The organism is Pseudomonas sp. JV449 (assembly GCF_032424295.1).
In the GTDB taxonomy this organism is placed as follows: Bacteria; Pseudomonadota; Gammaproteobacteria; order Pseudomonadales; family Pseudomonadaceae; genus Aquipseudomonas; species Aquipseudomonas marginalis.
This window is the reverse complement of sequence record NZ_VYKD01000019.1, coordinates 394,054-412,000: the sequence shown is the minus strand read 5'-3', so window position 1 is coordinate 412,000 and position 17,947 is coordinate 394,054. Positions and strand designations below refer to the sequence as shown.

Genomic DNA, 17,947 nt, shown 5'->3' with positions numbered 1-17,947 from the left:
CGGTAAGCCTCCATGCAGTTGATCGAAAAACTCAGCATCCTCGCCGACGCCGCCAAGTACGACGCCTCCTGCGCCAGCAGCGGCGCGCCCAAGCGCAGTTCCGAAGGCAAGGCGGGGCTGGGCTCCACCGATGGCATGGGCATCTGCCACAGCTACACGCCGGACGGTCGCTGCGTATCCTTGCTCAAGGTGTTGCTCACCAACTTCTGCCTCTACGACTGCCAATACTGCGTCAACCGCCGCTCCAGCGACGTGCCCCGTGCACGCTTCAGCCCGGAGGAGGTGGTCACCCTGACCCTGGATTTCTACAAGCGCAACTGCGTCAGCGGGCTGTTCCTCAGCTCCGGCATCATTCGTTCGGCCGACTACACCATGGAGCAGTTGGTGCGGGTGGCCAAACTGCTGCGCGAAGAGCATGACTTTCGCGGTTACATCCACCTCAAGACCATCCCCGAAGCCGACCCGGCGCTGATTGCCGAGGCCGGGCGCTATGCCGACCGCCTCAGCGTGAATATCGAACTGCCCACCGATGCCAGCCTGCAAACCCTGGCGCCGGAAAAACAGATCGTCTCGATCAAGCAGGCCATGCAGACCATCTACACCGGCGAGCAGACGGTCCTGAACGAACCCCGCGCACCGCGTTTCGCCCCGGCCGGGCAGAGCACCCAGATGATCGTCGGCGCCGACGAGACCGACGACAGCACCATCCTCCACAGTGCCGAGGCGCTGTATGGCAACTTCAAGCTGCGCCGCGTGTATTACTCGGCCTTCAGCCCCATCCCCAACAGCCCGAAAAGCGTGCCACTGGCCGCGCCGCCGTTGATGCGCGAGCATCGCTTGTACCAGGCGGATTTCCTGCTGCGCAGCTACGGCTTCAGTGCCAACGAACTGTTCGAAGGCCCCGGCCACCTGGCCCTGGACATCGACCCCAAGCTGGCCTGGGCCCTGGAGCACCGCGAGGTATTCCCCCTGGACCTGAATCGCGCCGAGCCGACCTTGATCGCCCGCATCCCAGGGATCGGCCTGCGCACCACCCAGCGCCTGGTGGACCTGCGCCGCGAACGCAAGATCCGCTTTGAAGACCTGGCGCGCATGCGCTGTGTGCTGGCCAAGGCCAAGCCGTTTTTCATCACCAGTGACTACCACCCGCAACAGGCGGACAGCACCAGCGTGCTGCTGCGCGAGCAACTGCGCGACCGCCCGCAGCCGCAGCAGATGGGGTTGTGGGGATGATCAGCCTGGAATGCGACAACCTTTTCAGCACCTGGCGCGAACAGGCGCGCTGGCTGCTCAGCCATCAGGTCGACCCCAGCCAGGTCAGCTGGGGCGAGATGCAGGCGGCGGATCTGTTTGCGACCGATGAGCCGATCCCCGCAGGCTTGGGGCCGTTCCAGGCGCGCATTCCCAAGGCGCTGCTGGAGTTGCTGGAGTCGGCCGCCTGCTACCACGGCGACCAGCGTTGGAGCCTGTTGTACGAAGTGCTCTGGCGCGTCAGCCATGGCGACCGCACCGCGATGCTGGCGGGGGATAAACTCGGCACTGAGCTGCAGCAGCGCATCAAGCAGGTCAGCCGCGAGGCCCATCATCTGCATGCGTTTGTGCGCTTTATCGCCTTGCCGGCAGGGGCAGGGCCCGAGTTGCCGGAGTACGTGGCCTGGCATGAGCCGGCCCATGACATTCTCAAGAGCGCCAGCCAGCATTTTGTCGGGCGCATGGGGCGCCATCGCTGGATGATCGCCACGCCGTTGGATGGGGTTTATTACGATGGCGAACAGTTGATTCATCAACGCCAATGCCCTGAGGCCTGGCAGCAGCTGGCGCAGAATGTCGAAGATCCCCACAGTGCGATGTGGCTGACGTACTACAGCCATATCTTCAACCCGGCGCGGTTGAACCCCAAGGTGATGGAAGGGCACTTGCCGAGCCGGTTCTGGAAGAATCTGCCGGAGGGCAAGTTGATCCCGGGGTTGATCAGCGAGGCACGTACGGGGAAGCAGAAGGATGGGCAGGCGAAGATGATTGGCACCAAGCTCGGCAAGCGTATTTCAAGCGGGCGCGGTTAAAAATCTGGGAGGGGCAAACCCCTCCCACATTGGATTTCCAGTGTTTGAGGATCTAGGCCAGTTCGATGGCGGTATTTTTCACCACCGCCAACTCCGGATGTGCCACCAACTTATCGATGTGCAACTCATCATTGTTCAGCCAGATCTCCGATACCACCCGGTAGTGCTCCATGTCCCGGCAGCGCATGCGCAGGCTGTAGTCGAACGGCCCGCTGATCAGCTGGCATTCGAACACCTGGGGGCACGCCTTCATACAGGCTTCGAAGGCCTTTTGCGCCGAGCGCCCGCTCTGGTTGGACAAGGCCACCAGCACCAGCAGCGACAGTCCGGGCGAGACCATCTGTACATCGATGATCGCGCCGTACCCGCGAATCACCCCGCGTCGCTCCAGCTTGCGCACCCGCTCCAGGCAGGGCCTGGGGGTGAGGTGCACCAGTGACGAGAGCTTTTCATAGGTGATACGCCCCTGGTGGCGCAGCACTTCGATGATCGCCTCATCGATGCGATCCAGCGCAGGGGAGGTATGGGGTCCGTTGGCCTTGGTATCCATGGGTTTCACTTCAAACGGTTGGAAAGAAATTGCTGCAAGCGCTCGCTGTTGGGGTGGTCGAGGATCTCGGCGCCGCCTTGTTCCTCGACTCGGCCCTGATGCAGGAACAGCACTTGGCTGGACACCTGGCGGGCAAAGCCCATTTCGTGGGTGACCATCAGCATGGTACGACCTTCCTCAGCCAACGTCTGTATGACTTTGAGGACTTCTCCTACAAGTTCGGGGTCGAGGGCGGAGGTGGGTTCATCGAACAGAATGATTTCCGGCTCCATCGCCAGGGCCCGCGCGATGGCCACGCGCTGTTGCTGGCCGCCGGACAGGAACGCCGGGTACTGATCGGCCACGCGGCCCGGCAGGCCGACCTTGTCGAGGTACATGCGCGCGCGTTTTTCCGCTTCGGCGGCACTTACCCCCAGCACCCGGCGCGGGGCTATGGTGATGTTTTCCAGCACGGTCATGTGGCTCCACAGGTTGAAGTGCTGGAACACCATGGCCAGGCGCGTACGCAGGTTCTGCAATTGTTCCTGGTGCGGCGCACGGGCGCCGGCGCGGCCCTGGCGCATTTCGATGCTGATGCCGTCCAGGGTGATGACGCCGGCGTCCGGCTGTTCGAGAAAATTGATGCAGCGCAGCATCGTGCTTTTGCCCGAGCCGCTGGCGCCGATCAGGCTGATCACGTCGCCATTGCGGGCGTTGAGGGACACGCCCTTGAGCACTTCGTGTTCGCCGTAGCGTTTATGGATGCCTTCGACCTGCAGCTTGACGGCAGCAGTTGCCGCCTGGGTAACGGGTACATCGACAGGATAAGTGGCCAGGGCCTGCGCGGACTGATTCATGGGTTAGCCTCGGGTAGGAACAAGAAAACGCATCCAGCGACGTTCGGCCAGTCGGAACAGGCCCACCAGTGCAAAGGACAGCAGCATGTAGAGCAGGGCGGCGATGCCGAAGGCCTGGAACGTCAGGAACGTCTCGGCATTGGCATCGCGCGCCACCTTGAGGATGTCGGCGACGGTGGCGGTAAACGCCAGCGACGTGGCGTGCAGCATCAGGATCATTTCATTGCTGTAGGCCGGCAGCGCGCGGCGCAGTGCGGCAGGCACCACCACAAACAGGTTGAGGCGCCAGCCGTGCAGGCCATAGGCGCGGGCCGCTTCGAGTTCGCCGTGGGGAATGTTGCGGATCGCCCCGGCGAAGATTTCCACGGTGTAGGCGCAGGTGTTGAGCACAAAGGCCAGCAAGGTGCAGTTGAGGGCATTGCGGAAAAACTGGTTGAGCAGGGCGTTGTCCTGCACCACCTCCAGGCTGTACAGCCCGGTGTAGCAGATCAACAGTTGGATATACAACGGCGTGCCGCGGAACAGGTAGGTGTAGACCTCCACCGGCCAGCGCAGCCAGAAGTGTTCCGACACGCGGGCCAGCGCCAGGGGGATCGAGAGGAAAAACCCCAGCACCACCGAGATAATGAACAGCCACAAGGTCATGGCAACGCCGGACAACCCGGTGCCATCGCTGAACAGGTAGGCCAGGCCGTATTGCTGGAACAGTTCGATCATCGCGCCATCCCCTTGATGCCGAGGTTGTAGCGCCGTTCGAGGCGCTTGAAGATGCGGTTGGAGAGGGTGGTGATCACCAGGTACACCAGGCCCGCGAGGATCAGGAAGTACAACGGCTCGTTGGTGGTCTTGCCGGCGTTCTGCGCGGCCTTGACCAGGTCCGACAGGCCGATGATCGACACCAGCGCCGTGGACTTGAGCAGCACCAGCCAGTTATTGCCCAGGCCCGGCAGGGCAAAGCGCATCAGCTGCGGGAACAGCACCAGGTGAAAACGCTGCCAGCGGCTCAGGCCGTAGGCGGTGGCGGCTTCGAGTTGGCCGACCGGCACACTGAGGATCGCGCCACGGAAGTTCTCGGTGAAATACGCGCCGTAGATAAACCCCAGGGTGATGACCCCAGCGGTAAACGGGTCGATTTCAAAGTAGTCCCAGCCGAACACTTCGCTCAGGTCGTTGAGCCACAGTTGCAGGCTGTAGAAAATCAGCAGGATCAGCACCAGGTCCGGCACGCTGCGGATCAGCGTGGTGTACAGCGTGGCCGGCACCCGCAGCCATTGGGCGCTGGAAAGTTTGGCGCCGGCGGCGATCAGGCCCAGGGCGAGGCTCAGGGCCAGCGCCAGGAGCGCCAGCTTGACCGTCATCCAGGCACCCTGGGCGAGCATCGGGCCGTAGCCTTGCAGGTTGAGGAGTTCGTTCATGGGGAGATCTCTAAAGGGCGCAGACATACCCCTGTGGGAGGGGGCTTGCTCCCGATGAGGGCGTGCCAGTCGACACCTGTATTGACTGACCCACCGCTATCGGGAGCAAGCCCCTTCCCACAAGGGATTGTGTTGGCTTATTCGTTGTAGATGTCTTGATCGCCGAAGTATTTCTTCTGGATCTGTGCGTAGGTGCCATCGGCCTGGACGGCGGCGATGCCCTTGTTGATCAGCGCACGCAAGTCCTGGTCGTTCTTGCGCAGGCCCATGGCGATGTCCAGGGGCAGGGTCGGGTCCTTGAAGGCCGGGCCGGTCTTGAAGTCGGCGCCTTCAGGCTTGGACAGGAAGTTGAGCTGGGCTTCGAGCTTGTCGGTCAGGGTAGCGTCGAGACGGCCGTTCTGCAGGTCGGCGTAGTTCTGTTCCTGGGACTGGTACGCCTTGATCTGCGCGCCCAGCCTGGCCAGGTGTGCACGGGCATAAGCTTCCTGCAACGAACCTTGCAGCACGCCGACCTGTTTGCCTTTCAACGATTCCGGGGTGCCGCCGAAGTCGGCGTTTTTGCGCGTGATCACCGACGTGGGGCTGAGGAACAGGCGGTCGGTGAAGTCGATGACTTTCTCGCGCGCCGGGGTTACAGCCATGGACGACATGATCGCGTCGAACTTGCGCGCGCGCAGGGCCGGGATCATGCCGTCGAATTCGTTGTGCACCCAGGTGCATTTGACCTCGAGCTTGGCGCAGATCGCGTTGCCCAACTCGATATCGAAGCCTTGCAGGCTGCCGTCGGCGGCCACGGATTCAAACGGGGGGTACTCGGGGAATACGCCGAAGCGGATTTCTTTCCAATCCTGGGCGTGGGCGGCGCTGGCGCACAGTGGCAACAGCAACGCAGCGAAGAGTGATCGCAGTGGAGTCATGTGTCGGTCCCTATATTTTGTAATTGATGTCAGGGCAGTCAAAAGGGCGCAGCGTGCATTCATTCTGTGACGCTTTGGTCGGGCTCAGAATGCTTCATGATGGTGCGTTTTTTGTGTCGTTTACCCCGCGCTCAAAGCGCAAATTGCGCTGTTAAAACACGTAATGCAGCGGAATCGGCTGTAGCACCCTATGAATCGGCTTTTCAGTCCTGGAAATCCGGCCTGCCCTTGGCGCAAAGGGGCAGGCCAGAGCGGTCTCAGGCGCGCTTTTTGTGCTGTGCACGAGGCTGTTGGGCCAGGCGTGCGAACAAGTCCTTGGGGTCGGCCAGGTCCGGCACCAGTTCCAGTTCGCTGCCGACATCCAGGGCCTTGGCCACGTCCAGCACATAGCGCAGGGCCGAGTAGTCTTCGATGGCAAAGCCCACCGAGTCGAACAGGGTGACCTGGCGCTCATGCTCGCGGCCGGCGACCTGGCCGTTGATGACCTGCCACAACTCGGTCACCGGCGAGTCTTCCGGCATGTGCTGGATTTCACCTTCGATGCGGCTTTGCGGTTCGTACTCGACGATCACACGGGCGCGCTCGACGATGCGGCGGTCCAGTTCGGTCTTGCCCGGGCAGTCGCCGCCCACGGCGTTGAGGTGCATGCCGGGCTCGATCATGTCGTCGGTGAGGATGGTCGCGTAGGCCTTGTCGGCGGTGACGGTGGTGACGATGTCCGCGCCTTTGACCGCTTCGGCCACGCTGCCGGCCAGGATCACCTTGATTGCCGGGAACGCCTTGAGGTTGGCTGCCAGCTTGGCGGTGGCCTTGGCGTCGATGTCGAACAGGCGGATCTCGTTGATGCCGAGCATGGCGTGGAAGGCCAGGGCCTGGAATTCGCTCTGGGAGCCGTTGCCGATCAACGCCATGCTGCGGCTGTTGGCGCGGGCCAGGTAGCGGGCCACCAGGGCCGACGTGGCGGCGGTACGAATGGCAGTGGTCAGGGTCATTTCCGCCAGCAGCACCGGTTTGCCGGTGTCGACGTCACCGAGGGCACCAAAGGCCATTACGGTGAGCATGCCGGCCAAGGTGTTCTTCGGGTGGCCGTTGACGTACTTGAAGGCGTACAGCGAGGCGTCGGACACCGGCATCAACTCGATCACGCCATCCGGCGAGTGGTTGGCCAGGCGTGCGCATTTCTCAAAGTCCTGCCAGCGCAGGTAGTCGGCGCGGATGTACTCGGCCATCTCGGTGATGCAGGTGTGCAGGCCTTTTTGCGAAACCAGATAGCTGAGGTCGTTGACGTCGATATAGCGGGTCATGGCAAGACTCCTTATTGAAATGAGGGACGGGCGGGCAGATGCACTTCTGCCAGCATGCAGCGGGCACTGCCGCCGCCGATGCGTTCGATGTTGTCGATGTTCACCACCACCGGCCGGGTGTGGCGCTCCACATGCCGGCGCTGGGCCGGTTGCAGCGCGCCCCAGGCACTGGCAGACATCACCAGCAGCGGCTGGCCGTCGCGGTCGTGGACTTCGAGCATGTTGCCGGCGAAGGCTTCGAGCTGGTCGAAGTCGAGGCCGAGGATGTCTTTGCCGGTGTCGCGCAGCGAGCGTTCCAGGGCCTGGCGTTCGTCGGCGTCGGGCAGCGCTTGCAGGCACACCACCGAGAGGTCGCGGCCGACGCTCATCATCACGTTGCTGTGGTAGATCGGTGCGTGGTGGCGGTCGACGGCGTGGAAGACGCAGAGCCGGTAGTCGAGGCGTTCGGCAAACTGGCGCAGCGCGTCGTGGTGGGTGCGCCCGGAGTGACAGGCGTAGCTGATGCGGTGCTGACGGTCGAGCACCATGCTGCCGGTGCCTTCGAGGAAGATGTTCTGTTGTTCGAGGTGGCTGAGGTCGATGGTGTCCTTGATCGCAAAGCGCTGCTCCAGCACTTGCAGCACGCCTTTGTTACGTTCCAGTCGGCGGTTCTGGCCTTCCATCGGGTACAGCACCAGGCTGCCGTCGGCGTGGCTGCTCCACCAGTTGTTGGGGAAGATCGAGTCGGGTGTGTGGGGCGCCGGAGTGTCTTGCACCACCAGCACTTCCACGCCGTGCCGGCGCAGGGTGTCGACATAGCCGTCGAACTCTTCCAGCGCTTTCTGCTGTGCACTGAGCGGGTCGAGGGGTGGGCGTTGGAAACGGTTGTTGATCGCGGTATCCGGGTTGAAGGCAAAGCGCGCCGGGCGAATCATCAGGACGGTGTTGGTGGTTTGCATGGGTGCACGAATCCCTGGGGTTGAGCAGTGGGGCTATTTTGTTCGCTGTGGCAGGGGAATCCCGGCTGAAACCAAGGGGCGGCTCAGCCGGGAAAGCTGAAAAGGGGGGTGAGGCAGCCGAATCGGCGGTGGGAGCTGGAGCGCGGTCAAAATGTGGGAGGGTGGCTTGCCCCCGATTGCGGTATATCAGTCACTCAATCCATCAACTGGCACACCGCCATCGGGAGCAAGCCCCCTCCCACATTGGTACAGTGGCCACTGTAATAACGCCGTCAGCCAGGAGGAATCATGTCTACCGTCGTACGTCTTGCCCAATCCGACGATGCCGAAGGGATCAGCCAGGTCATCCTGGCGGCCTTGCACAGCAGCAATGCGCGGGACTATCCGGCGGATGTGATTGCCCGGGTGGCCAGCAACTTCACCCCGGACGCGGTGCTCGACCTGCTCAAGCGCCGTGTGGTGCTGGTGGCGGTCCAGGACCGGGTGATCGTCGCCACGGCGGCCCTGGATGCCAATGTGGTGCGTTCGGTGTTCGTCAACCCGACGCTGCAAGGGCAGGGCATTGGCCGGTTGCTGATGATTGAAATCGAACTGCGGGCGCGGGAAGCGGCGGTGACGACGCTGAGTGTGCCGTCCTCGCTGACCGCCGAGCCGTTCTACACCAAGCTGGGTTTTCACACGGTACGTGACGTCTACCACGGCAATGAGCGCACGTTGGTGATGGAAAAAGCGCTGTTGTCACGCCATCCCATCGGTCCGTATCGCGACCGCCAGCACCGTGGGCAAGTGGTGGCGTTATGGCAGGAGGCGTTTGGGTATGACACGGCGCATAACCTGCCGACCCTGGCGATCGATAAGAAACTGGCGGTCAATGACGGGCTGTTTTTTGTGGCGACGGACAAAAAGACTGTTATCGGGACGGTGCTTGCCGGCTACGACGGTCATCGCGGCTGGTTGTACTCGGTGGCCGTGCACCCGGGCTATCGGCGTCATGGCCTCGGTTCCTCGCTGGTGCGGCATGCGGAACAAGTACTGACGGCCCTGGGCTGCATGAAGATCAACCTGCAGATCACCGGTGGCAATGAGGCGGTGGTGGGGTTCTATGAGGCGCTGGGGTATGGGGTGGAGCCGAGGATCAGCATGGGCAAGAAGATTGACGAGAATATCCCGAAAGAATCTTGAATACACCGGAGAGCAAATGTGGGAGGGGGCCCCCTCCCACAGGGTTTTGCGGTGCTACTGGCTTAGACTTTTACGATCCAGCCCGCTGGCGCTTCGACGTCGCCGGTCTGCACGCCGGTCAGCTCTTTGTAGAGCTTCTGGGTGATCGGGCCGACTTCGGTCTCGCTGTGGAACACATGCAACTGGCCGTTGTACTGGATACCGCCGATCGGCGAGATCACTGCCGCAGTCCCGCAGGCACCGGCTTCCTTGAACTGATCCAGCTTGTCGATAAATACCTCGCCTTCGACCACTTCCAGGCCCAGGCGGGTCTGGGCCAGTTCGATCAGCGACAGGCGGGTGATGCCTGGCAGCACCGAAGGTGACTTCGGTGTGATGAACTGGTTGTCGTGGGTGATCCCGAAGAAGTTGGCCGAGCCGACTTCTTCGATTTTCGAGTGGGTCATCGGGTCCAGGTAGATCGCATCGGCGAAACCGGATTTCTTCGCTTCCGAGCCCGGCATCAGGCTGGCGGCGTAGTTGCCACCGACCTTGGCGGCACCGGTGCCCTGTGGCGCGGCGCGGTCGAAGGTGGAGATCTGGAAGTTGTGGGGCACCAGGCCGCCCTTGAAGTAGGCGCCGACCGGGATGCAGAACACCGAGAAGATGAACTCCGGCGCGGTGCGCACGCCGATGTTGTCACCGGTGCCGATCACGAACGGGCGCAGGTACAGCGCGCCGCCGCTGCCGTACGGCGGGATGAACCGCTCGTTGGCCTTGACCACTTGCTTGCACGCGTCGATGAACGCGTCGGTCGGGACGTGCGGCATCAGCAGGCGGGCGCAGCTGCGCTGCATGCGCGCGGCGTTCTGGTCCGGGCGGAACAGGTTGATCGAGCCGTCCTTGCAGCGGTAGGCCTTGAGGCCTTCGAAGCACTGTTGGCCGTAGTGCAGGGCGGTAGAGCCCTCGCTGATGTGCAGCACGTTGTCGTCGGTCAGGGTGCCGGTTTGCCATTCGCCGTTTTTCCAGACCTGGAGAAACCGCTTGTCGGTCTTGATGTAGTCAAAACCCAGCTTGTCCCAATTGATGCTTTCGTTACCCATGACACCCTCTATCTTTGGTCAAGTCGGTTTTTTTCTGAATGGGCGCAACAATACTTCATTCCCGGGCCCATTCGCATCCCCCGCGTCCCTTGTAGGAGCGAGCTTGCTCGCGAAAATCGTCAACGATAACGCGTCAAACCAGAATGAACGCGGCGCCCTCAGGTTCTTCGCGAGCAAGCTCGCTCCTACAGGGGGTGTTTATTTACAGGTGCAACGCGTGGCCCAGCGCACGCAACGCCGCTTCCTGCACCGCTTCGCCGAGCGTCGGATGGGCGTGGATGGTGCCGGCCACGTCTTCCAGGCGCGCGCCCATTTCCAGGCTCAGGCCGAAGGCGGTGGACAGCTCGGACACGCCGGCGCCGACTGCTTGCCAGCCGACAATCAGGTGATTGTCCCGTCGCGCCACCACCCGCACGAAGCCGGTTTTCGACTCGAGGGTCATCGCGCGGCCGTTGGCGGCAAACGGGAAGCTCGACACGATGCAGTCCAGGCCGGCGGCCTTGGCTTCATCGGGCGTCTTGCCGACCACCACCAGTTCCGGGTCGGTGAAGCACACCGCCGGGATCGCCGCCGGGTTGAATTCGCGGTGTTGACCGCTGATCAGTTCGGCAACCATTTCACCCTGGGCCATCGCTCGGTGGGCGAGCATCGGCTCGCCGCTCAGGTCGCCGATGGCATACACATTGCTCATGCTGGTCTGGCAGCGGCTGTCGATCCTGATCGCCGCGCCGTTCATCTCCAGGTTCAGCGCCTCAAGGTTCAAACCCTGGGTGTTGGGTTTGCGACCAACGGCCACCAACACCTGGTCCGTCGCCAGCGACAACGTGTCGCCATTCGGATCGCGCACTTGCAGGCTGTTGTGCTCGAAACCCGTCACGCTGTGCTTGAGGTACAGCTTCACGCCCAACTGCTTGAGCGATTCGTGCACCGGTTGCGTCAGCTCGGCGTCGTAGGCCGGCAGGATACGATCCTGAGCTTCGACCACACTCACGTCGGCGCCGAGCTTGCGATACGCAATCCCCAGCTCCAGGCCGATGTAGCCGCCGCCCACCACAATCAGGCGCTTGGGCAGGCGGGTTGGCGCCAGGGCTTCGGTGGAGGAGATGATCGGCCCGCCGATCGGCAGCATCGGCAGGTTGACGCTTTTCGATCCGGTGGCCAGCAACAGGTGTTCGCACTGGATGCGCTGGTCGCCGACGTCGACGGTCTTGCCGTCTACCACCTTGGCCCAGCCATGGATCACCTGCACTTTGTGCTTTTTAAGCAGCGCAGCGACACCGCTGGTCAGGCGGTCGACGATGCCGTCTTTCCATTCCACGCTTTTGCGGATGTCCAGGGTCGGCACATCCACCTCGATTCCCAACCGGGAACCCTGGCTGTGGTGCACGGTTTGCTGGAACTGCTCGGCCACGTGAATCAAGGCCTTGGACGGAATGCAGCCGATGTTCAGACAGGTGCCGCCCAACGCCTGGCCTTCCACCAGGATGGTCGGGATGCCCAGCTGGCCGGCACGAATGGCGGCCACATAACCGCCAGGGCCGCCGCCGATAATCAGCAGCGTGGTATGCAATGTCTGGGTCATGCCCTTACTCCAGGAACAGGCTGGCGGGTTGTTCGAGCAGGCCGCGAATGGCCTGGATGAATTGCGCCGCGTCCATGCCATCGACCACGCGGTGATCGAAGGAGCTGGAGAGGTTCATCATCTTGCGGATCACGATCTGGCCCTTGATCACCATCGGCCGCTCAACGATGCGGTTGACGCCGACAATGGCCACCTCCGGCAGGTTCAGCACCGGGGTGCTGACGATACCGCCCAAGGCGCCCAGGCTGGTCAAGGTAATGGTCGAGCCCGACAGCTCATCGCGACTGGCCTTGCCGTTGCGCGCGGCGCTGGCCAGACGCGCGATTTCCTCGGCGTTGCCCCACAGGCTGCGCGCCTCGGCGTGACGCACCACCGGCACCATCAGGCCGACGTCGCTTTGGGTGGCGACGCCCACATGCACCGCGCCGAGGCGGGTGATGACCTGGGCTTCGTCGTCGTAACGCGCGTTGATCTGCGGGAACTCCCGCAGCGCCACGACCATGGCGCGCACGATAAACGGCAGCAACGTCAGCTTGCCGCGCGTGGCGCCGTGCTTCTCGTTGAGGTGCACGCGCAGCTCGTCGAGGGCGGTGACGTCGATCTCTTCCACATAGCTGAAATGCGCGGCGCGCCGGGTGGCGTCCTGCATGCGCTGGGCGATCTTGCGGCGCATGCCGATCACCGGGATCTGTTCTTCGTCGTTGCGTTCGGCGTAAGGATTGGCGGCCGTCGAAGGCTTTGAAGCCCCTTGTTGCAGGTAGGCCTCGAGGTCTTCGTGCAGGATCCGCCCGGCGGGGCCGGAGCCCTGTACCAGACGCAGTTGAATCCCGGCATCCAGCGCATGCTTGCGCACGGCGGGAGAGGCCAGGGGGCGTTCGTCGGCATCGCGGGCCACGGGGGCCTGTGCGGCTGCCACCGGTGCAGGCTTGCTTTCGACCACCGGTGCCGGCTTGGCCTCGACAACGGCAGCCGCTTTCACCGGCTCCGCCACCACGGGCACGTCCTTGGCATTGCCCGCACCTTCTACTTCAATGCTGATCAGGATACTGCCCACCGCCATGACTTCACCCGGCTCGCCGCCGAGGGCAATCACCTTGCCATGGACCGGCGAGGGAATGTCCACCATCGCCTTGTCGGTCATCACATCCGCCAGCACCTGGTCTTCGACGACCATGTCGCCGACCTTCACATGCCACTGCGACAATTCAACTTCCGCGATGCCTTCGCCAATGTCCGGCATCTTGATAACGTGCGTGCCCATTCAGACCTCCATGACCCGTTTCAACGCCGCGCCCACTCGGGACGGGCCTGGGAAATACGCCCACTCCTGCGCGTGCGGGTAGGGGGTGTCCCAACCGGTGACGCGTTCGATCGGCGCTTCCAGGTGGTGGAAGCAATGCTCCTGCACCAGCGCCACCAACTCGGCACCAAAGCCGCAGGTGCGGGTGGCTTCGTGCACCACCACGCAACGGCCGGTCTTCTTCACGGACTTGACGATGGTGTCCAGGTCCAGCGGCCACAGGCTGCGCAGGTCGATGACTTCGGCGTCGATGCCGGTTTCTTCGGCGGCGACCTGCGACACATACACAGTGGTGCCGTAGGTCAGCACAGTGACAGCCGAGCCAGGGCGCACGATGGCGGCCACGTCCAGCGGCACCGTGTAGTAACCGTCCGGCACCTGGGCTTGCGGGTGTTTCGACCACGGTGTTACCGGGCGGTCGTGGTGGCCGTCGAACGGGCCGTTGTACAGGCGTTTAGGTTCAAGGAAGATCACCGGGTCATCGTTTTCGATGGAGGCGATCAGCAGGCCCTTGGCGTCATAGGGATTGGACGGCATCACCGTGCGCAGGCCGCAGACCTGGGTGAATACCGCTTCGATGCTCTGGCTGTGGGTCTGGCCGCCGTAGATGCCGCCGCCGCAGGGCATGCGCATGGTCAAGGGCGCGGTGAACTGGCCGGCCGAGCGATAACGCAGGCGCGCCGCTTCGGAGATGATCTGGTCAGTGGCGGGGTAGACGTAGTCGGCGAACTGGATTTCGGCCACCGGGCGCAGGCCATAGGCACCCATGCCCACGGCCACGCCGATGATGCCGCTTTCCGAGATCGGTGCGTCGAACACCCGCGAGCTGCCGTATTTGGTCTGCAAGCCTTCGGTGCAGCGGAATACACCGCCGAAGTAACCGACGTCCTGGCCGAACACCACCACGTTGTCATCACGTTCAAGCATCACATCCATGGCCGAGCGCAGGGCCTGGATCATGGTCATGGTGGTGGTGGTCATGGCGGTTTCCAATTCGATGCTGTTGTTGTGATCGTTCATGTCAGATCCCCAACTCCTGACGCTGGCGCTTCAAGTGCTCCGGCATCTCTTTATAGACGTCTTCGAACATGGTCGCGGCGCTTGGGATCTGGCCACCGGCCAGGGTGCCGTACTGTTCGGCCTGTTTCTGCGCGGCGATCACCTCGGCTTCCAGTTCGGCACTGACTGCCGCGTGTTCCTCTTCGGACCACTGGCCAATCCTGATCAGGTGCTGCTTGAGGCGGGCAATCGGGTCGCCCAGCGGGAAGTGGCTCCAGTCGTCGGCGGGGCGGTATTTGGACGGATCGTCCGAGGTGGAGTGCGGACCGGCACGGTAGGTGACCCATTCGATCAGGGTTGGGCCGAGGTTGCGGCGCGCACGCTCGGCGGCCCAGGCGGAGGCGGCGTACACCGCGATAAAGTCGTTGCCGTCCACGCGCAGGGAGGCGATGCCGCAGCCGACGCCGCGTCCGGCGAAGGTGGTGGCTTCACCACCGGCGATGGCCTGGAAGGTGGAGATGGCCCATTGGTTGTTGACCACGTTGAGAATCACCGGGGCGCGGTACACGTGGGCGAAGGTGAGGGCGGTGTGGAAGTCGGATTCGGCGGTGGCGCCGTCGCCGATCCAGGCCGAGGCGATCTTGGTATCGCCCTTGATCGCCGAGGCCATGCCCCAGCCCACACCCTGTACGAATTGGGTGGCGAGGTTGCCGGAGATGGTGAAGAAGCCTGCATCCTTGACCGAGTACATGATCGGCAACTGGCGGCCCTTGAGCGGGTCGCGCTCGTTGGACAGCAACTGGCAGATCAGGTCCACCAGCGGCACGTCGCGGGCCATCAGGATGCTTTGCTGGCGGTAGGTGGGGAAGCACATGTCGTCGATGTTCAAGGCCAGGGCCTGGGCGCTGCCGATGGCTTCTTCGCCAAGGCTTTGCATGTAGAACGACATTTTTTTCTGACGCTGGGCGACCACCATGCGGTTGTCGAAGATCCGCGTCTTGAGCATGGCGCGCATGCCTTTGCGCAGGACTTCAACGGGAACCCCTTCGGCCCATGGCCCCAAGGCCTGGCCCTGGTCGTCGAGCACGCGGATCAGGCCCTTGGCCAGGTCGGCGGTGTCGGCGGGTTCTACGTCGATGGCGGGTTTGCGCACGGTGCCTGCGTCGGTCAGGCGCAGGTAGGTAAAGTCGGTCTTGCAGCCTGGGCGGCCCGAGGGTTCGGGAACGTGCAGGCGCAGTGGGGCATACGGCTGATTCATGGCTTTCTACGCTCGATCTTGTGAATTTCTTGTAGTGGGCGCGCTAGCTGACAGTCAGTCTCCGGGTAAGAGAAATCTTGTCCTACAACAATCATAGGCGTGGCGTAGAAGAATATTTATCTGTGTTTTATTGCGCCCGCGATCATTTGCGGATAAAAAACCTGCATAAACATAATAAACAGGTGATTTTGTCTCATGCGCAAACTGGACCGTACCGATATCGGCATTCTCAACGCCCTGCAGGAGAATGCGCGGATTACCAACGCCGACCTGGCCCGCTCGGTCAACCTGTCGCCCACACCCTGTTTCAACCGGGTCAAGGCGATGGAGGAACTGGGCCTGATTCGCGAGCAAGTCACCCTGCTCGACGCCGATTTGCTGGGGCTGCACGTCAACGTGTTTATCCATGTGAGCCTGGAAAAGCAGAACGAGTTGGCGTTGCAGCAGTTCGAAGGCGCGATTTCCGACCGGCCCGAGGTGATGGAGTGCTACTTGATGGCCGGCGACCCGGACTATTTGATCCGGGTATTGGTGCCGACGATCCAGTCGCTGGAGCGTTTCATGATGGACTTTCTGACCAAGGTGCCGGGTGTCGCCAACATCCGCTCGAGCTTTGCCCTCAAGCAAGTGCGCTACAAGACGGCGCTGCCATTGCCGCCGGGTGGATTAATGGTTTGATCTCAATAGGGGGCTGCACCGCTGATCCTGATAGTTAGCCAAGTAATAATCAGGGCGGGCTTTTTATTTTTGGTTAATGAAAAATTGCATCAGCGGTCACGTATTTTTCACACGTATTTCAACACATTGGCCTCCATCAGGCCGTGAAGTTCGCGGCCCAGGAAAGGGGTAAGCCGCGATGTCCATGAGAGCCTTGAAGTTGAACTTCCGTACCACACTGTGTTTTGGCCTGGTGTGCCTTTTGCTGCTGATACAAGGCGCAATGACCGTGGTAAAAGTCGATAAGGTCTATTCGTCGACGGTTGAATCGAAACTAACTGGCTCCCCAGTATTCGTTTGGCGGGTGAAATAGATTCGGCCTTTTATAAACTTCGTCTCGATCTACGTCGTTATGCCATGGATATCAGCCGCCAGGATCCGGCCTCCCTGGAAAAACTCAAGGCGACCCGTACGGAAGCCCTCGATGTTGCCGAGCGTTATGGGCCTTTAGTCTCGAGCCCCGAAGAACAGGCCAAGTACAACGACGCCTTAACCGGCATAAAGAACTACAGCCAGAAGATGGACGAATTTCTTGCGCAAGCCTCCACCCTGTCCGCTGAACAGATGTCGACCTACCTGCGCGAAGTCAACGGGCCGATTGCCCTGGATGTGCAGCGTTCCATCAGCGAGTTGATCGCGTTGAATGAACGGGGCTCCAAGGCGGCGGTGCAGGTGGCTTCCAGCGAATATGACGCGGCGCGTCTGTTCACCTGGATATTGATGGCCGCCTCCTTGCTGATCACCGTCGTGGTAGCAAGCCTGTTTACTCGCAGCATCATTACTCCGGTGCGTGAATTGCTGGTATCGACCGGCAAGATCGCCGACGGCGATCTGCGCGTGGCGATTGCCATCAATGGCAATGACGAGTTGACCGCGTTGCAACGGTCCACGGCGTCCATGCAAATGAACCTGAAAAGTACCTTGCAGCACATCTCCGAGGCGTCCGGGCAATTGGCGGCGGCGGCGGAGGAGATGAGCGCCATCACCCGCGAGTCCAGTGCCGGTATTGAACGCCAAAGCATGGAAACCGATCAGGCCGCCACGGCGGTTAACCAAATGACGGCAGCAGTTGAAGAAGTGGCGCGCAATGCGGTGTCAGCGTCCCAGTCCACCCAGGACTCCCAACGCTCGGCCAAAGTGGGCCAGGAGCGTGTGACGCAAACCATCGCCTCCATCAAGAAACTCAGCGCCACGGTGCAGCAGACCGGCGTCGAAGTCGAAGGGCTGGCCAGGCAGGCCCAGGATATTGCCCGGGTGGTTGAAGTGATCCGCTCGATTGCCGAGCAAACCAACCTGCTGGCCTTGAACGCCGCCATTGAAGCCGCCAGGGCAGGGGAGCAGGGCCGGGGCTTTGCGGTGGTGGCCGACGAGGTGCGGGCCCTGGCCCACAGAACGCAGACCTCGACCCAGGAAATCGAGCAGATGATCGCGAAAATCCAGACGTGCTCCAGCGAAGCGGTGTCTTCCATGGCCCTCAACCGCAACGAAGCGGTGGACTCCTTGAAGATTGCCCATGAAGCGGGCCTGGCGATTACTCAGATCACCGAAGCCATTACCGATATCAATGACCGCAACCTGTTGATCGCCACGGCCTCCGAGGAACAGGCCCACGTGGCCCGTTCGGTGGACCAGAACCTGATCAGCATCCGTGATCTTTCCATCCAGAGTTCTTCGGCGGCCGGCCAGACCTCGATCGCCAGCCAGGAACTGTCGAGGCTGGCGGTGGACCTCAAGCAGATCGTGTCGAAATTTGCCGTAGCCTGATCACACCTGCGCAGCACCCCCGGAGCATGGAATGGCATGG

At 62.2% G+C, this 17,947-nt stretch carries 17 protein-coding genes and 1 pseudogene; 6 read left to right on the top strand and 12 right to left on the bottom strand.

Going from position 1 to position 17,947, the window contains the following annotated elements:
* Window positions 1–12 precede the first annotated feature (12 nt).
* Both F6S08_RS19540 and F6S08_RS19535 read left to right on the top strand, forming a co-directional pair.
* On the top strand, window positions 13–1,233 hold the full coding sequence (locus F6S08_RS19540; protein WP_027606175.1) for a putative DNA modification/repair radical SAM protein: 1,221 nt from the start codon (window positions 13–15) through the stop codon (window positions 1,231–1,233).
* The gene (locus F6S08_RS19535; RefSeq protein WP_315872188.1) at window positions 1,230–2,063 is read left to right on the top strand and encodes a TIGR03915 family putative DNA repair protein; all 834 of its coding nucleotides are present in this window, start codon (window positions 1,230–1,232) and stop codon (window positions 2,061–2,063) included. Before F6S08_RS19540 ends, F6S08_RS19535 begins: the two co-directional genes overlap by 4 nt.
* Window positions 2,064–2,115: 52 nt before the next feature.
* Here F6S08_RS19535 and F6S08_RS19530 read toward each other — a convergent pair whose 3' ends face one another.
* The 7 genes from F6S08_RS19530 to ctlX form a co-directional block, all read right to left on the bottom strand.
* Window positions 2,116–2,613 (bottom strand): Lrp/AsnC family transcriptional regulator, encoded by a 498-nt coding sequence (locus F6S08_RS19530; protein ID WP_053138651.1) that lies wholly within the window; start codon window positions 2,611–2,613, stop codon window positions 2,116–2,118.
* A gap of 5 nt (window positions 2,614–2,618) precedes the next feature.
* Window positions 2,619–3,449 carry an ABC transporter ATP-binding protein gene (locus F6S08_RS19525; RefSeq protein WP_065948431.1) on the bottom strand — a complete coding sequence of 277 codons (831 nt, stop codon included), beginning with the start codon at window positions 3,447–3,449 and terminating at the stop codon, window positions 2,619–2,621.
* A gap of 3 nt (window positions 3,450–3,452) precedes the next feature.
* Window positions 3,453–4,166 (bottom strand): ABC transporter permease, encoded by a 714-nt coding sequence (locus F6S08_RS19520; protein ID WP_065923793.1) that lies wholly within the window; start codon window positions 4,164–4,166, stop codon window positions 3,453–3,455.
* Entirely contained in the window at window positions 4,163–4,864 is a 702-nt protein-coding gene (locus F6S08_RS19515) for an ABC transporter permease (RefSeq protein ID WP_027606180.1), read from the bottom strand. The genes F6S08_RS19520 and F6S08_RS19515 overlap by 4 nt, the downstream gene beginning before the upstream one ends.
* A 137-nt stretch (window positions 4,865–5,001) precedes the next feature.
* Window positions 5,002–5,781: an ABC transporter substrate-binding protein gene (locus F6S08_RS19510; RefSeq protein WP_065923794.1), complete on the bottom strand. Its 780-nt coding sequence runs from the start codon at window positions 5,779–5,781 to the stop codon at window positions 5,002–5,004.
* 257 nt (window positions 5,782–6,038) lie between these two features.
* Window positions 6,039–7,085: an ornithine cyclodeaminase gene (locus tag F6S08_RS19505; protein WP_065923795.1), complete on the bottom strand. Its 1,047-nt coding sequence runs from the start codon at window positions 7,083–7,085 to the stop codon at window positions 6,039–6,041.
* Between the two features lie 11 nt (window positions 7,086–7,096).
* A complete protein-coding gene (gene ctlX / locus F6S08_RS19500; RefSeq protein ID WP_065948429.1) occupies window positions 7,097–8,023 on the bottom strand; it encodes a citrulline utilization hydrolase CtlX in 927 nt (308 codons plus the stop codon).
* Between the two features lie 288 nt (window positions 8,024–8,311).
* Between ctlX and F6S08_RS19495 the strand changes: the two genes are divergently transcribed.
* Entirely contained in the window at window positions 8,312–9,205 is an 894-nt protein-coding gene (locus tag F6S08_RS19495; RefSeq protein WP_315872187.1) for a GNAT family acetyltransferase, read from the top strand.
* 62 nt (window positions 9,206–9,267) lie between these two features.
* Here F6S08_RS19495 and F6S08_RS19490 read toward each other — a convergent pair whose 3' ends face one another.
* Window positions 9,268–10,287, bottom strand: coding sequence for a branched-chain amino acid aminotransferase (locus F6S08_RS19490; protein WP_065940198.1), 1,020 nt, complete (start codon window positions 10,285–10,287; stop codon window positions 9,268–9,270).
* 103 nt (window positions 10,288–10,390) lie between these two features.
* On the opposite strand from F6S08_RS19490, the pseudogene F6S08_RS19485 reads away from it, so the two are divergent.
* Window positions 10,391–10,477 (top strand): annotated as a pseudogene (locus tag F6S08_RS19485) (outer membrane lipoprotein carrier protein LolA); the annotation flags it as partial.
* Between the two features lie 12 nt (window positions 10,478–10,489).
* On the opposite strand, the gene lpdA reads toward F6S08_RS19485, so the two are convergent.
* The 4 genes from lpdA to F6S08_RS19465 are packed head-to-tail and all read right to left on the bottom strand — an operon-like array spanning window position 10,490 to window position 15,426.
* Window positions 10,490–11,869, bottom strand: coding sequence for a dihydrolipoyl dehydrogenase (gene lpdA, locus F6S08_RS19480; protein ID WP_315872186.1), 1,380 nt, complete (start codon window positions 11,867–11,869; stop codon window positions 10,490–10,492).
* A 4-nt stretch (window positions 11,870–11,873) separates the two neighbouring features.
* Window positions 11,874–13,130, bottom strand: a complete 1,257-nt coding sequence (locus F6S08_RS19475; protein ID WP_315872185.1) for a dihydrolipoamide acetyltransferase family protein — start codon at window positions 13,128–13,130, stop codon at window positions 11,874–11,876.
* A complete protein-coding gene (locus F6S08_RS19470) occupies window positions 13,131–14,189 on the bottom strand; it encodes an alpha-ketoacid dehydrogenase subunit beta (protein ID WP_065884833.1) in 1,059 nt (352 codons plus the stop codon).
* Window position 14,190: 1 nt separating this feature from the next.
* Window positions 14,191–15,426 carry a 3-methyl-2-oxobutanoate dehydrogenase (2-methylpropanoyl-transferring) subunit alpha gene (locus F6S08_RS19465; protein ID WP_065923800.1) on the bottom strand — a complete coding sequence of 412 codons (1,236 nt, stop codon included), beginning with the start codon at window positions 15,424–15,426 and terminating at the stop codon, window positions 14,191–14,193.
* A 195-nt stretch (window positions 15,427–15,621) separates the two neighbouring features.
* Here F6S08_RS19465 and F6S08_RS19460 point away from each other — a divergent pair, with 195 nt between their 5' ends.
* Window positions 15,622–16,104, top strand: coding sequence for an Lrp/AsnC family transcriptional regulator (locus F6S08_RS19460; RefSeq protein WP_027606189.1), 483 nt, complete (start codon window positions 15,622–15,624; stop codon window positions 16,102–16,104).
* Between the two features lie 336 nt (window positions 16,105–16,440).
* On the top strand, window positions 16,441–17,907 hold the full coding sequence (locus tag F6S08_RS19455) for a methyl-accepting chemotaxis protein (RefSeq protein ID WP_409999772.1): 1,467 nt from the start codon (window positions 16,441–16,443) through the stop codon (window positions 17,905–17,907).
* Window positions 17,908–17,947: the final 40 nt, after the last annotated feature.